Raw genomic sequence first — 14,546 nt, 5'->3', positions numbered from 1 at the left:
ATCAATCCTTCAGCCCGGAGCTGCGATGCAGCACCCAGTCCACCACCAGGTTCACCGACACGGTGACCAGCGCGATGGCCGCGGCCGGCAGCAGGGGGGTGACGTCGCCATAGGTGATCAGCGTGGCGTTGGCCCGCACCATCGAGCCCCAGTCCGCCGTCGGCGGCTGGATGCCTAGCCCGAGGAAGGACAGCGACGACACGAACAGGAACACGAAGCAGAACCGCAACCCGAACTCCGCCACCAGCGGCGCAGACGCATTGGGCAGCACCTCGCGCCACAGGATCGAGGCGGTGGATTCGCCCCTGAGGCGGGCCGCGTCGAGATATTCCATCACCGAGATGTTCATCGCCACGGCGCGGGCCAGCCGAAACACCCGCGTCGCCTCGATGGCGGCGATGATGCCGATCAGGATCAGGGTGGAGGCGCCGAAGATCGACAGCAGCAGCAGGGCGAGGATCAGCGAGGGCATGGCCATGATCACGTCGACGATCCAGGCCAGCAGCCGATCCGCCCAGCCCCCGACCGTCCCCGCCAGCAGCCCGGTCGCGGCGCCCACGACGAAGGCGATGGCGGTGGTCAGCATCGCCATGCCGATGGTGTTGCGCGCGCCCCAGATCATCCGGCTCAGCATGTCGCGGCCCAGATTGTCGGTGCCCAGCAGATAGGCGTCGGACCACGGCTCGAACGCGCCGGCGACGACCTCGCGCTCTCCGTAGGGCGCGGCGAAAGGCGCGAAGAGGGCCAGCGCTGCGACGACGGTCAGCACCGCCATCCCGAACCAGGCGGTGGGCGGCGCAGTGCGCAGGGTGGCGAGCGCGGTCATCGGGCGGTCCTCAGCCTTGGATTGGTCAGGATCGACAGCACGTCGGCGATGAGGTTGAGCGAGATGTAGACGGCGGCGAAGATCAGGCAGGCCGCCTGCACCATCGGCACGTCGCGCGCGGCGACGGAATCCACCAGAAGCTGGCCGAGGCCGGGGTAGACGAACACCGTCTCCACCACCACCACGCCGACGATCAGGAAGGCGAGGTTCACCGCCACCACGTTGATGATCGGCGCGAGCGCGTTGGGCAGCGCATGGCGCGCCACCACCCGGGCCGGGGTGAGACCCTTGAGCCGCGCCATCTCGACATAGGGGCTGGCGAGCACGTTCACGATCGACGCGCGCGTCATGCGCAGCATGTGGGCGGAGGTGGCGAGCGTCAGCGCCAGCGCCGGCAGCGTGGCGCGGTAGAGCCATTCGCCGAGTCCCGCGTCAGGCGTGACGATGGCGAGCGAGGGCAGGATCCGCCAGGTGACGGCGAAGACGAAGATCATCACATAGGCGACGAAGAAATCGGGCATCGAGATCGCGGTCAGCGCCCCGATGGAGATCGCCCGGTCCGCGGCCCGCCCCCGCCAGAGCGCCGCGAGGATGCCGAGCCCGATGGAGAGCGGCGCAGAGATCAGCGCCGCATAGGCCGCCAGCGACAGGGTGTTGACCAACCGCCCCTGGATCAGCTCCGCGACCGGACGGCCCGACGCGAGCGAGCGCCCGAAATCCCCGCTCAGCATCCCCCCGATCCAGTCGAGATACCTGACCCAGGCCGGCTGATCGAGGCCCAGCTGCGCGCGCAGCGCCGCCACCGTCTCGGGCGTGCGGTTCTGGCCGAGGATCGCCTCGGCCACATCGCCCGGCAGGAAATGCATCGCCCCGAAGATCAGGACCGAGATCAGCAGCAGCGTCAGCACGCCCAGGCCCATCCGCGTGGCGATCATGCGCGCCAGCCCGCCGGTCATGTCCCGACCTCGCGCAGGGGCGCCGGCCCGGCGGAGGTCGGGGGAGGTCGGAAGGCGGCGGGGGCGCGCATGGGGCGGGGGTCTCCTTCTCGGGGTCGGGGCTGGGCGTCCAGGCGGCGCGTCGGGTCGGGCGCCGCGGCGGCGAGTCGCGATGACGTTTTGCGCATCATAGGCGTCGGAAACCGACCACCCATACGCAGAGCGTCATCAACTTGGCAATTTACGCCAAATCCCGGCGCACCCGCCGCTTTCGTCGCGCAATGCATGGTTGATGTCGCCGGTTGCGGGTCATGCGTCGCCCCGCGGCCCGATCCTGTCGCGGACGGCGCATCCCACGCCGAATCCCGATCCCCAGACCGAGAGGCGCTGAGTTCATGAACCGCGACGTCTTCATCACCTGCGCCGTCACCGGCGGCGGCGACACCGCCGGCAAGAGCCCGCATGTCCCGGTGACGCCCGAGCAGATCGCCGACGCCTCCATCGCCGCCGCCCGCGCCGGCGCCGCGGTGGCGCATATCCATGTCCGCGATCCCGAGACCGGCCAGGCCGCGCGCCGGCTGGAACTCTATGAGGAGGTCGTCGCCCGCATCCGCGCCTCGGACGTCGACGTGATCCTCAACCTCACCGCCGGCATGGGCGGCGACGTGGTGTTCGGCGCGGGCGAAACCCCCCTGCCCCTCAACCCCGAGGGCACCGACATGGTCGGCCCGACCGAGCGCCTCGCCCATGTCGCGAAGCTGCGGCCGGAGATCTGCACGCTCGACTGCGGCACGATGAATTTCGCGCTGGGCGACTACGTGATGACCAACACCCCCTCGGTGCTGCGCGCCATGGCGGGCCAGGTGCAGGCGCTCGGCGTGCGGCCGGAGCTCGAGGTCTTCGACGCGGGCCACCTGGTCTTCGTGAAGGCGCTGCAGGCGGAGGGGTTGCTGGACGATCCCATCCTCGTGCAACTCTGCATGGGCATCCCCTATGGCGCGCCGGCCGACCCGCTGACGCTGATGGCGCTGGTCCATCAGCTGCCGGCTTCCGCGGTGTTCTCGGCGTTTTCCATCGGGCGCGATCAGCTGCCCTATGCCGCGATGGCGGCGCTGGCCGGCGGCAATGTGCGCGTCGGGCTGGAGGACAACCTCTGGCTCGGAAAGGGCCGGCTCGCCACCAATGCGCAGCTGGTGGAGCGGGCGGCCGGCATCGTCACCGGCATGGGCGCGCGGGTCATGGGCGCTGCCGAGGTGCGGGAAAAGCTGGGGCTGACGAAACATGACTGAGCTCAAAAAGACCGCAGGCCTGGTCGGCGGCGGCGTCATCGGCGCCGGCTGGGCGGCGCGCTTCCTGCTCGACGGCTGGAACGTGCGCCTCTTCGACCCCGATCCCGAGGTGGCGCGCAAGACCGACGCGGTGCTCAAGAACGCCCGCGCCGCCCAGGCCGGCCTGATGAAGGACGTCCCCCTGCCCGCGGAAGGCGAGATCAGCTACGCGGCCTCGCTGGCCGAGGCGGTCTCCGGCGCCGATTTCATCCAGGAGAGCCTGCCGGAGCGCGAGGACCTCAAGATCCGGGTGCTTGCGGAGATCGACGCGGCCGCCCCGCCCGAGACGGTGGTCGCCTCCTCCACCTCCGGGCTCCTCCCCTCCCGCCTTCAGCTCGGCATGGCGCGGCCCGAGCGGCTGGTGGTCGGCCACCCGTTCAACCCGGTCTACCTGCTGCCATTGGTCGAGATCTGCGGGGGCGAAAAGACCTCCCAAACCGCCTGCGAACGGGCCGCCGAGATCTATCGCGGCCTCGGCATGAAGCCCCTGCTTGTGCGCAAGGAGATCGACGGCTTCATCGCCGACCGTCTGCTCGAGGCGCTGTGGCGCGAGGCGCTGTGGCTGGTCAACGACGGCGTGGCGACGGTCGAGGAGATCGACGACGCGGTGCGCTACGGCGCGGGTCTGCGCTGGTCGTTCATGGGCACTTTCCTGACCTACCGCCTGGCGGGGGGGGAGGACGGCATGCGCCATTTCCTCGCCCAGTTCGGCCCGGCGCTGAAGCTGCCCTGGACGAAACTGGAAGCGCCCGAGCTGACCGATGACCTCATCGACCAGGTCTCCGAGCAGTCCGACGCCCAGGCGGGGGGAACCTCGCTGCGCGACTTCGAGGCGCTGCGCGACGCCTGCCTGGTGTCGGTGATGAGCGGCCTCGCCGATCAGCGCTACGGGGCGGGGGAGGTGGTCGAAGCGCGGCGCGAAGATCTGGCGCGGCGCGGCAAGACCGGGGGCTGAGCGCCCGGCGCCGGCGGGCGCGGCTTGATCCGCTGCGCCCGCCCCAGGCGAAGCTCTGACTTTCCATCTGTTTCCAGGGTCATGCGGGCTCCCCCCGCTGGGCACGGCAGGCGCGCGCGCCTCGACAGGACCGCCGGGCCGCCCCCGCCGCAGGCCGCCGCACGCTCCGAACCGTCACGCAGTGCGGATAGTAATCATTCTGAATGAACCGGCGATTTTCGGCGATCCGCGCAGACAATCCCGAAACCCGCCTCGTGGATGACGGTTCCGCGACTGTGATCCCGCGTCGCTTCTCGGCTGTTTTGAAAGATCTACGGGCGAAACGCAGCGCGGACGAGGATGGACACAGCCCTGAAAATGGCGAAATAAGCGCTCAAATCCACAGGCTCGGGATTCGCGCGCAAAGGGCCTCACGGCGCGTCGCACCTTCCCCCCTTCCGCAAGGAAAGTCGCATGAAGTTCCGGTTCCCCATCATCATCATCGACGAAGATTTCCGCTCCGAAAACTCCTCGGGCCTGGGCATCCGCGCCATGGCCAAGGCCATCGAGGACGAAGGGTTCGAAGTGGTGGGCGTGACCAGCTACGGGGACTTGTCGAAATTCGCGCAGCAGCAGTCGCGCGCCAGCGCCTTCGTGCTGTCGATCGACGATGAGGAGTTCTCCCCCGGCCCGGATCTCGACCCCGCCGTGGTGAACCTTCGCAACTTCATCGAGGAAGTGCGCTGGAAGAACGCCGACGTGCCGATCTACGTCTATGGGGAGACCAAGACTTCCCGCCACCTGCCCAACGACATCCTGCGCGAGCTGCACGGCTTCATCCACATGTTCGAGGACACGCCCGAATTCGTGGCGCGTCACATCCTGCGCGAGGCGAAAAGCTACCTGGAAGGCATCCAGCCGCCGTTCTTCAAGGCGCTGCTCGATTACGCCGAGGACGGATCCTATTCCTGGCACTGTCCCGGGCATTCCGGCGGCGTCGCCTTCCTGAAAAGCCCCATCGGCCAGATGTATCACCAGTTCTACGGCGAGAACATGCTGCGCGCCGACGTGTGCAATTCGGTGGAGGAGCTGGGGCAGCTCCTGGACCATAACGGCGCCATCGGCGCGTCGGAGCGCAACGCGGCGCGGATCTTCAACGCCGACCATTGCTTCTTCGTGACCAACGGCACCTCGACGTCGAACAAGATGGTCTGGCACCACACGGTCGCCCCCGGCGACGTGGTGGTGGTGGACCGCAACTGCCACAAGTCGATCCTGCACGCGATCATCATGACCGGCGCGATCCCGGTGTTCCTGAAGCCGACGCGCAATCATTACGGCATCATCGGCCCGATCCCGCAGTCGGAATTCGAGATCGAGGCGATCAAGGACAAGATGCGGGCCAATCCGCTGCTCGCCCATATCGACCCGGAGACAGTCAAGCCGCGGGTGATGACCCTGACCCAGTCCACCTATGACGGCGTGCTCTACAACACCGAGACCATCAAGAGCATGCTCGACGGCTATGTCGACAACCTGCATTTCGACGAGGCTTGGCTGCCCCATGCCAGCTTCCACGAATTCTACGGCACCTATCATTCGATGGGCCGTAATCGCGACCGACCCAAGCATTCGGTGACCTACGCCACCCAGTCGATCCACAAGCTGCTGGCCGGCATCAGCCAAGCCAGCCATATTCTGGTGCAGGACAGCCAGGATACCAAGCTTGACCGGCATCTGTTCAACGAAGCCTACCTGATGCACACCTCCACCAGCCCGCAATACAGCATCATCGCCAGCTGCGACGTGGCGGCCGCGATGATGGAGCCGCCGGGCGGCACCGCGCTCGTGGAGGAGAGCATCGCCGAGGCGATGGATTTCCGCCGCGCCATGCGCAAGGTCGACGCTGAATTCGGCGACGACGACTGGTGGTTCCAGGTCTGGGGACCCGAGGAGATCGGCGAGGAAGGCATCGGCCGGTCCGAGGACTGGGTGCTCAAGCGGACCGACGAGGACGGCGTGCAGGCCTCGGACGGCGAGGATTCCTGGCACGGCTTCGGCGACATGACCCGCGGCTTCAACATGCTCGACCCGATCAAGGCCACGCTGGTCACGCCGGGCCTGAACCTCGACGGGCGGTTCGAGGCGACGGGCATCCCCGCCTCGATCGTCACCAAGTATCTGGCCGAACACGGCGTGGTGGTCGAGAAGACCGGCCTCTACAGCTTCTTCATCCTGTTCACCATCGGCATCACCAAGGGCCGCTGGAACACGCTGCTGGCCGATCTGCAGCAGTTCAAGGACGACTACGCCAAGAACCAGCCGATGTGGCGCTCGATGCCCGAGTTCTGCGCCAAGCAGCCGCGCTACGAGCATATGGGGCTGCGCGATCTCTGCCAGCATGTGCACGAGATGTATGCCAAATACGACGTGGCGATCCTGTCGACCGAGATGTATCTCAGCGACCTGATGCCGGCGATGACGCCCAGCGACGCCTTCGCCCATATCGCGCGCCGGACCACGCAGCGGGTGCTGATCGACGATCTCGAGGGCCGGATCACCACCGGCCTCGTCACGCCCTATCCGCCGGGAATCCCGCTGCTGATCCCGGGCGAGGTGTTCAACAAGAAGATCGTGGAATACCTCAAGTTCAACCGTGCGTTCGAGCGCGAGTGCCCCGGGTTCGAAACCGACATCCATGGCCTGGTGCGCGAGGTCGGCGAGGACGGCGTGGTGCGCTACTACGCCGACTGCATCGCCGCCTGAGCGGACCTCGGGCCGACCGGATTCGCGCCCGGGGAAGCCGCCGGAAAGGCGGCCCAGCGCCTGGATCCGCATGCAAAGGCGATGGGGCGGCGCTCAATCGTCGGCGACCGAAGGCGAGCCGGCCAGCGCAGCCACGACACGCGCCTGGACCTCCGGCGCCTCCGCCCGGATCGCGTCGAGCAACGCGCGCCGGTCGCGCCGGGCCTCGTGCATCCGGTCGATCACCGCGACCAACACCGCCAGCGCCTCCGGCTCCATGTCGTAGAGCTCGGCGAATTCGCAGAGCAGCTCCAGCCGGGCGAGGTCGGCGGGGGCGTAGAGGGGGCCGGTCTCGCTGAGGACGGGAACCACCGCTTCGACCTCGACATAGGCGGTCAGGCGGGTGCGGGTCAGGCGGGCGACGCGGACCAGCGTCTGGGCTTCGGTGTAAAGCTGGGTCACTTCGGCATCCCTTCGAACATCGCCTTGCGCGGATCCTCGCGCCCGGTCCTGCGCCAGGTCTCCATGAAGGCGGTCAGCTCCGGGTCATCGGCTTTCGGCACGACGATGCGCAGTTCGACCAGCTGATCGCCGCGCTTGTCGCGCCCCTGCACGCCCCGCCCGCGCAGGCGAAGAATCCGGCCGCCGCTCGAGCCCTTGGGGATGGTCAGCGACACCTCGCCGTCGATGGTGGGGACCGGGACGCGCGCGCCCAGCACCGCCTCGTCGAGCGTGATCGGCAGGGTCAGCGCGATGTCGTCGCCCTCGCGCCGGAACACCGGATGGGCGCGCACCGTGACCGTCACCTGCGCGTCGCCGCGCGGGCCGCCGCCGAAGCCCTCGCCGCCCTTGCCGCGCAGGCGCAGGGTCTGGCCGTCGCGCAGGCCGGCGGGGATGGTCACCTCCAGCGTGCCGTCGCCGGGGAGATTGATCCGGGTCTTGGCGCCCCGCGCGGCGTCGAGGAACGCGACCTCGAGCCTGTAGCCATGGTCCCGGCCGGCGGCCTGGAAGCCCTGCCCGCCGGGACCGCCGCCGCTGCGCTGCCGAAAGATCTCCGCGAAGATGTCGTCGGGGTCGGCCCCCCCGAACCCGCCGCCGAAGCCGCCCCCGGCCCCGCCGGCGCCCTGGCGGGGCGCTTCGGTCCTGGCGTAGTCGCGGTAATAGCGCCGCTGCGGCGTCTCGTGACCGGCGGCGTCGATCTCGCCGGCGTCGAACCGCGCCCGGGTTTCGGGATCCTTGAGCAGGTCGTTGGCGGCGGTGATCCGCACGAAGCGGGCCTCGGCCTCGGGGTCGTCGGGGTTGATGTCGGGATGCGAGCTTCGCACCAGCTTGCGATAGGCGGCCTTGATCTCGGCGTCGGTGGCGGTTCTGGCCACGCCCAGCGCCGCGTAGGGATCGTCGCCCGCGGGGGCGGAGGGGTGCGATGCGCGCTGCGCCATCAGGTGTTCGCTCCGAATATCGTCTCGACGACCGCGGCGGCGATCATCGCAAGGGCCCCCGAAGGGCGGGGCGCAAGGGGACTCGCCCGGCGCCGCGCGGATCATGCGGCGTCACCCGCGGCGGGCGCAAGCGGGGCGTCGGAGGGGCCGATCAGCGCCGCGGCCCCGGCGCCCGAGGCGACGGAGCGAAGCCGGCCCGCCAAGGCCCCCGTCGTCGTCGCAGGCAGACGGGCGTCGGAGAAAATCATCCCCGAGCAACGGTCCCGACGCGGACGCCGGCCGCAGATTAGCGCCCGCCCGCGGAAGCCGGGCTGATCCAGATCACTGCGCCGTGGCGCAGCGCCGTCCATGATCGAACTGAACCAAGCCTGCCGGAAGCCAGGTTTCCGCACCTCGCCCGAAAGGCCGCCTCATGTCCCATCCCGACGACGCCCGGCCCGCCGCCGCCCCGACCCCGGGCCTCACGGTCTTCGAGAAGCGGGTGCTGGCGCGCATCTTCCAGCATCCCCTGTCGCATAACCTGCCCTGGCGCGAGGTCTTCGAGCTGTTCCGCGCCGTGGGCACGGTCGACCATGTGCACAACGGCAACGTGGAGCTGCATCTGGGCGACGATCACCTGACCTTCGCCCCCGCCCGCAAGAAGGATCTGGCGGCCGACGACGTCATGGCGCTGCGCCATTTCCTGACCAAGGCGGGCTGGACCCCGGGCGAGGCCCCGGCGGCCGAGACCGCCTCCGACCCCGCCCTCGATCGGGTCATCGTCATCGACCAGGCCGGCGCCCGGATCTACGCGATGGCGCCCCAGGACGGGATCGCGCCCGAGCCGCTGCGCCACCTCAGCCACCGGGTCGAGCGCAAGCAGGGCGATGCGAACCGCGACGAGACTTTTCCGGCCGATCGGCAGTTCTTCGACGACGTGGCCGCGGCCATGGCCGGCGAGGGGCGGATCGTGGTCGTCGGTCATGGCGCCGGCCAGAGCCGCGAGGCGGATCACCTGATCGCCCGTCTCGACGCCGATCACGCCCCGGTTCGCGCCCGCATCGCGCGCAGCCTCACGGCCGACCTGCCGCATCTCTCGGCGACGCAGATCGTGCAGCTGGCGCGCGACGCGCTCGAGGACGCAGGCTCCGCCGCAGCCTGATGTTTCAGGCGGGGGACGCCGTCCAGGCGGACGCCTCCCCTGCCCCGCAGCGCGAGACGCGCCCGACGCGCAGAGTTCAGGCCGGCCTCGCGACGCCAGGCCCATGGCCGCCGCGCCCACGCGGTTCGAGCGCGAGGCTGCGGCGAGACGCGAAGGCGCCTCCGGCGAGGGCGGACCGGCGCAGGGCGCGCCGACCGGCCGCCCCCCCTCCGCCGGCTCGTCCCCCCCATGACGGCTGCGCTTTCAACGACGACAAAAGGTTGACCATCCATGTGCTGGGGATTGCCCGTATCCATCGCGATGACCTGCGGCGGCGCCGCCGCCACGGGGCTGACCGCGCGACGTCCGCTCGCGATTCCAGTGACCATCGGGTATTTCACCTTGATGGAGGCGCTGCAGGCCGTCGGCTATCTGGTGGTGGATCAGTGCGGCGCCCCGCTCAACCAGATGGTGGCCCTGCTCTCCTACCTCCACATCGTGTTCCAGCCGTTCTTCATCAACGCCTTCGCGATGCAGCTGGTCCCCGCCCGGGTGCGCGACCGCGCCCGCGTCGCGGTCTACGCCGCCTGCGCCCTGTCCTCGGCGGTGATGCTGGTGCAGCTCTACCCGTTCGACTGGGCGGGCCTGTGCCGGCCGGGCAGCACGCTGTGCGGGCCGGCGCTCTGCACGGTGTCGGGCGAGTGGCATATCGGCTGGGACATTCCGTTCAACGGGATCACCGCGTCGCTCGACAAGCTGCTGGGCTTCCAGGCGACCTTCCCGACCTACGCGCTCGCGGCCTTCGTCGTGCCGCTGTTCTACGGGGCCTGGCGGTTCGTGCTGTTCCACGCGGTGGTCGGCCCGCTGCTCGCCAGCCTGCTCACCGACGACCCCAACGAGATGCCGGCGATCTGGTGCCTGTTCTCGATCGCCATCCTGCTGGTCAGCCTCAGCCCGTGGCTTTGGGGCAAGCTGGAGCGGAAGGCGGCGGCGACCGCCTGAGCCGGGGGCCGGGGCGACCGTCCCGGCCCTGCCCCGCCCTCGAGCCGACCCTGAGCCGCTCGCTGATCCAGGTTGGTTCGCCCCGGATCGCAACGGGTCAATGTGTGGAGCCGGGCCGTCCTGGCCCGCTTCTCAACAGGCACGACGGCAATGAACCGGATCATTTGCATCGTCGGCGTCGTGGTCATCATCCCTTTCATCCTGGGCTATTTCGACCTGCGCCGAGCCTGAGCGGCCGTGGCGCGGCCCTCCCCCGGCCCGGGGGCCGTCCATGAAAAGGCGCATCGCTGAACAAATTTACGGGGAATGACGGGACGAAGCTTTCATCAGTCCTAGTTACTGTTTTGCGCGTCCGCGCCGCCTGACCAGGGCCGCCCCCGACAGCAAGCGGTCCATGCCGCCAGCCAAGGTCCGCTTCGGGCCGATGAAAGAGGCAGAAACCTCATGATCCCGGACTTCACCCGCACCTCCCGTCGCAACTTCCTCGCCGGCACCGCCGCCGGCGCGGCGCTGAGCGCGCTGGCGCTGCAGGCCCGCGCCCAGGCCGCGAACGAACCGCCGCTCAACCGCTACCAGCCCGAATACCTGACCGGCCCCGAATTCGCCTTCGTCATGGCCGCCACCGCCCGGCTGATCCCCTCGGACGGCGACGGACCCGGCGCGCTGGAGGCGCGGGTGCCGGTGTTCATCGACCGCGAGCTCGCCGGCGATTTCGGCACCGCCGCCGATCTCTACATGGAAGGCCCCTTCCACCCGCAGGCGGACGCGCGCCTCGGCCCCCAGTCGCCGCTGACCCCGGCGGAGATCTATCGCGACGGCATCGCGGCCTTCGACGCCTGGTGCGCGGACACCCATGGCGGGGACTTCGCCGATCTCGACGCGGACGCGCAGGACGCCGCCCTGACCTCGCTGTCCAAGGGCGACGTCCCGCTCGACCCCGAACTGCGCGAGTTCTTCCCCCTGCTCTTGCAGAACACCCGCGAGGGCTATTTCTCCGACCCCCAATACGGCGGCAACGCCGGCATGGAGGCCTGGGTCTACATCGGCTTCCCCGGCGCCCGCGCCAGTTTCTACGAATGGGTCGGCCGGAACGAGGTCTACCCGCTCGGCCCCGTCGACATCGCCGGCGAGAGGGCCTGAACCATGGCGCGCACAGACCCCAGGAAAGACGTCGTCATCGTCGGCCTCGGCTGGACCGGCTCGATCCTCGCCATGGAGCTGGCGAAGGAAGGGCTGGAGATCCTCGCGCTCGAACGCGGCGACGACCGGGCGACGGTGCCCGACTTCGCCTATCCCAAGGTGATCGACGAGCTGAAATACGGCGCCCGCTACGGCTTCATGCAGAAGCCGCGGAAATCGACCCTGACCATCCGCCGGTCGCTGGAGGAGGAGGCGCAGCCCTATCGCCGGCTCGGCTCGTTCCTGCCCGGCGACGGCGTCGGGGGCGCCGGCATCCACTGGAACGGCCAGACCTGGCGCCCGATGGAGATCGAATTCCGTCTGAAATCCTATGTCGAGGAGACCTTCGGGGCCGAGACCATCCCCGACGGCATGACCATTCAGGACTGGGGCGTGACCTATGAGGAGCTGGAGCCGCATTTCGACCGCTTCGAATACATGGCGGGCATCGCCGGCCAGGCCGGCAACCTGAACGGCGAGATCCAGCCCGGCGGCAACCCGTTCGAAGCGCCGCGCAGCCGCGACTACCCGATGCCGCCGATGAAGCAGGGCGTCGACGCGCAGATGTTCAAGGCGGCCGCCGAGGCGATGGGCCTGCACCCGTTCCCGCGCCCCGCCGCCAATGCGACCCAAGCCTATCGCAACGAATACGGCATGCAGCTCGGCCCCTGCAATTACTGCGGGTTCTGCGAGCGCTACGGCTGCCTCAACTACTCGAAGTCCAGCCCGCAGACCTGCGTGCTCGACGCGCTGAAGCGCAAGCCGAATTTCAGCTACAAGGTCAACGCCGAGGTGCTCAAGATCGAGCTCGCCCCCGACGGCAAGACCGCGACCGGCGTGACCTATTACGACGAGGCCGCGCAGGAGGAGGTGTTCCAGCCCGCCGACCTGGTGATCCTCGCCGCCTATTCGCTGCACAACGTCCACCTGATGCTGCTGTCGGGCATCGGCGAGCCTTGGGACCCGGTGGCGCAGACCGGGACCACCGGCAAGAACTACAGCTACCAGATGACCGGCGGCACCACGATGTTCTTCAAGGACGTCGAGTTCAACCCGTTCGCCGCGGCGGGATCGAACGGCATCTCCATCGACGACTATGCGATCAACCGGATCGACTTCGCCAAGGAGGGGTTCATCGGCGGCAGCTACATCACCGCCGGCCTCTCCAACGGCCAGCCGATCCGCGGCATCGCCCTGCCCGCGGGCACGCCGCAATGGGGCGCGGAATGGAAGCAGGGCATCGGGGAGTGGTACGGCCACGCGATGACCATCGGCTCGCACGGCTCGAACATGGCGTTCCGCGACTGCTGCCTCGACCTCGACCCGACCTGGAAGGACCGCCACGGCCGCCCGCTGATGCGGATGACCTTCAACTGGAAGCCCAACGACATCCGCATGACCCAGTTCATGCGCGGCAAGATCGAGCCGATCGCCGAGGCGATGCGGCCCGACAGCTGGCGATCCTCCTACAAGGGCGAGAACGCGCAATACGACGTGCGCCCCTACCAGACCACGCACAACGTCGGCGGCGCGATCATGGGCGAGGATCCCAGGACCTCGTCGCTCAACCGCTATCTGCAGGCCTGGGGCCAGCACAACCTGTTCGTGATGGGGGCGTCCGCCTTCCCGCAGAACATCCAGTACAACCCCACCGGCGCGGTCGGGGCGCTGGCCTACTGGGCGGCCGAAGCGATCCGGAAGGATTACCTTCCCGATCCGCGGCCGCTGGTTTGAGGACCGCATCATGAAAACGTTCCTCAACATCATCCTCGGCCTCGTGGTGGTCGGCGCGCTGGCCCTGCTCGCCTTTCTCTTCGTGCCGGTGCAGCGCACGCCCGCGCAGGCGGCGCTGCCCGCCGACTACGCGGTCCCCGAGGGCGCCGGCGAATACGCCATGCGTCTTGCCGATTGCGCCGCCTGCCACACCGCCGAAGACGGAAAACCCTTCGCCGGCGGGCGGCCCATCGTCAGCCCGGTGGGCACGATCTATTCGTCCAACATCACCCCCGACCCCGAGACCGGGATCGGCGACTACACGCTCGATGACTTCCGCGCCGCGCTCTATGACGGGGTGGCGCCCGACGGCTCGCATCTTTATCCGGCGATGCCCTATGAGAACTATCGCAAGCTGACCGAGACCGACATCCGCGCGCTCTATCAGTATTTCCACGACACGCTCGAGCCGGTGAAGGCGGAGAAGCCGGCGAACGATCTCGCCTTCCCCTTCGACCAGAGCTGGGGGCTGCGGGCGTGGAAATGGGTGGCGCTGGGCGATCCGGGTTTCGCGCCCGCGTCGTCCGACCCGGTGCTGGCGCGGGGCGAATACCTCGTCGAGGGCCCGGGCCATTGCGGCGCCTGCCACAGCCCGCGCAACCTCGTGATGGCGCAGGCGGCGCTGACCGGCGACGACGCGGCCTTCCTTTCGGGCGGCGAGATCGCCGGCTGGACCGCGCCGGCCCTGCGCGGCGAAGGCAGCGCGATGAAGGGCTGGACCCAGGACGACCTCAAGCTGATCCTCGCCTCGGGCCGCAACGCCCACGCGGCGATCAACGGCGAGATGCAGCTGGTCGTGCAGGATTCCAGCCAGTTCATGACCGATGAGGACCTGACCGCCATCGCCGCCTATCTGGCCACGATGAACCAGGGCGGGGCGGCGCAGGCGGCGAGCGGGCCGACCGACACCGAGCGGCTGCTGGTCGCGGCCGCGGCCTCGATGCCGCTCGGCCCCAGGCTCTATCTCGACAACTGCAACGCCTGTCACTTCGCCACCGGGCGCGGCGCGGACGAGGTGTTCCCGGAGCTCGCCGGCTCCTCGCTGGTCACGGCGAAGCGCCCGACCGGCCTGATCTCGATGATCCTGAACGGCGGCGAGCTGCCCTCCACCGCCGAGCGTCCGATGCGGCTGGCGATGCCGGGCTTCGGCCACCGGCTGAGCGACGACGAGGCCGCCGCCCTGGCCACCTTCCTGCGCCAGGCCTGGGGCAACGACGCGGGCCCGGTCTCGGCGGCCGAGGTGGCGGCGCTGCGCGAGGCCCCCG

At 69.2% G+C, this 14,546-nt stretch carries 12 protein-coding genes; 8 read left to right on the top strand and 4 right to left on the bottom strand.

From position 1 onward, the window contains the following. Position 1 precedes the first annotated feature (1 nt). Together ACTB72_RS02535 and ACTB72_RS02530 are read right to left on the bottom strand one after the other, a co-directional pair. The gene (locus ACTB72_RS02535) at positions 2 to 826 is read right to left on the bottom strand and encodes an ABC transporter permease (RefSeq protein WP_463035411.1); all 825 of its coding nucleotides are present in this window, start codon (positions 824 to 826) and stop codon (positions 2 to 4) included. Further along, positions 823 to 1,782: an ABC transporter permease gene (locus ACTB72_RS02530; RefSeq protein ID WP_463035410.1), complete on the bottom strand. Its 960-nt coding sequence runs from the start codon at positions 1,780 to 1,782 to the stop codon at positions 823 to 825. The genes ACTB72_RS02535 and ACTB72_RS02530 overlap by 4 nt, the downstream gene beginning before the upstream one ends. A gap of 374 nt (positions 1,783 to 2,156) precedes the next feature. Here ACTB72_RS02530 and ACTB72_RS02525 point away from each other — a divergent pair, with 374 nt between their 5' ends. The 3 genes from ACTB72_RS02525 (at position 2,157) to ACTB72_RS02515 (ending at position 6,789) form a co-directional block, all read left to right on the top strand. Continuing rightward, positions 2,157 to 3,050, top strand: coding sequence for a beta-keto acid cleavage family enzyme (locus ACTB72_RS02525; RefSeq protein WP_463035409.1), 894 nt, complete (start codon positions 2,157 to 2,159; stop codon positions 3,048 to 3,050). Further along, entirely contained in the window at positions 3,043 to 4,044 is a 1,002-nt protein-coding gene (locus ACTB72_RS02520; protein WP_463035408.1) for a 3-hydroxyacyl-CoA dehydrogenase NAD-binding domain-containing protein, read from the top strand. The genes ACTB72_RS02525 and ACTB72_RS02520 overlap by 8 nt, the downstream gene beginning before the upstream one ends. A gap of 453 nt (positions 4,045 to 4,497) precedes the next feature. Beyond that, positions 4,498 to 6,789, top strand: a complete 2,292-nt coding sequence (locus tag ACTB72_RS02515) for an Orn/Lys/Arg family decarboxylase (RefSeq protein ID WP_463035407.1) — start codon at positions 4,498 to 4,500, stop codon at positions 6,787 to 6,789. A 93-nt stretch (positions 6,790 to 6,882) separates the two neighbouring features. Here ACTB72_RS02515 and ACTB72_RS02510 read toward each other — a convergent pair whose 3' ends face one another. Both ACTB72_RS02510 and ACTB72_RS02505 read right to left on the bottom strand, forming a co-directional pair. Beyond that, positions 6,883 to 7,230 (bottom strand): hypothetical protein, encoded by a 348-nt coding sequence (locus ACTB72_RS02510; protein ID WP_463035406.1) that lies wholly within the window; start codon positions 7,228 to 7,230, stop codon positions 6,883 to 6,885. Further along, positions 7,227 to 8,207 carry a DnaJ C-terminal domain-containing protein gene (locus ACTB72_RS02505; protein WP_463035405.1) on the bottom strand — a complete coding sequence of 327 codons (981 nt, stop codon included), beginning with the start codon at positions 8,205 to 8,207 and terminating at the stop codon, positions 7,227 to 7,229. Before ACTB72_RS02505 ends, ACTB72_RS02510 begins: the two co-directional genes overlap by 4 nt. 412 nt (positions 8,208 to 8,619) lie before the next feature. On the opposite strand from ACTB72_RS02505, the gene ACTB72_RS02500 reads away from it, so the two are divergent. The 5 genes from ACTB72_RS02500 to ACTB72_RS02480 form a co-directional block, all read left to right on the top strand. After that, positions 8,620 to 9,348 (top strand): hypothetical protein, encoded by a 729-nt coding sequence (locus ACTB72_RS02500; protein ID WP_463035404.1) that lies wholly within the window; start codon positions 8,620 to 8,622, stop codon positions 9,346 to 9,348. Positions 9,349 to 9,618: 270 nt separating this feature from the next. Beyond that, positions 9,619 to 10,329: a DUF5765 domain-containing protein gene (locus tag ACTB72_RS02495; protein WP_463035403.1), complete on the top strand. Its 711-nt coding sequence runs from the start codon at positions 9,619 to 9,621 to the stop codon at positions 10,327 to 10,329. Between the two features lie 444 nt (positions 10,330 to 10,773). Then, the gene (locus ACTB72_RS02490; RefSeq protein WP_463035402.1) at positions 10,774 to 11,469 is read left to right on the top strand and encodes a gluconate 2-dehydrogenase subunit 3 family protein; all 696 of its coding nucleotides are present in this window, start codon (positions 10,774 to 10,776) and stop codon (positions 11,467 to 11,469) included. A 3-nt stretch (positions 11,470 to 11,472) separates the two neighbouring features. Next, positions 11,473 to 13,242 (top strand): GMC family oxidoreductase, encoded by a 1,770-nt coding sequence (locus ACTB72_RS02485; protein ID WP_463035401.1) that lies wholly within the window; start codon positions 11,473 to 11,475, stop codon positions 13,240 to 13,242. A 10-nt stretch (positions 13,243 to 13,252) separates the two neighbouring features. Then, positions 13,253 to 14,546, top strand: a 1,294-nt coding sequence (locus ACTB72_RS02480) for a c-type cytochrome (RefSeq protein ID WP_463035400.1), incomplete at its 3' end; no start/stop codon positions are given.

It is taken from the genome of Albimonas sp. (assembly GCF_055129145.1).
Note: the sequence above shows the minus strand (reverse complement) of the source record. Positions and strands in the feature narration are given on the sequence as shown.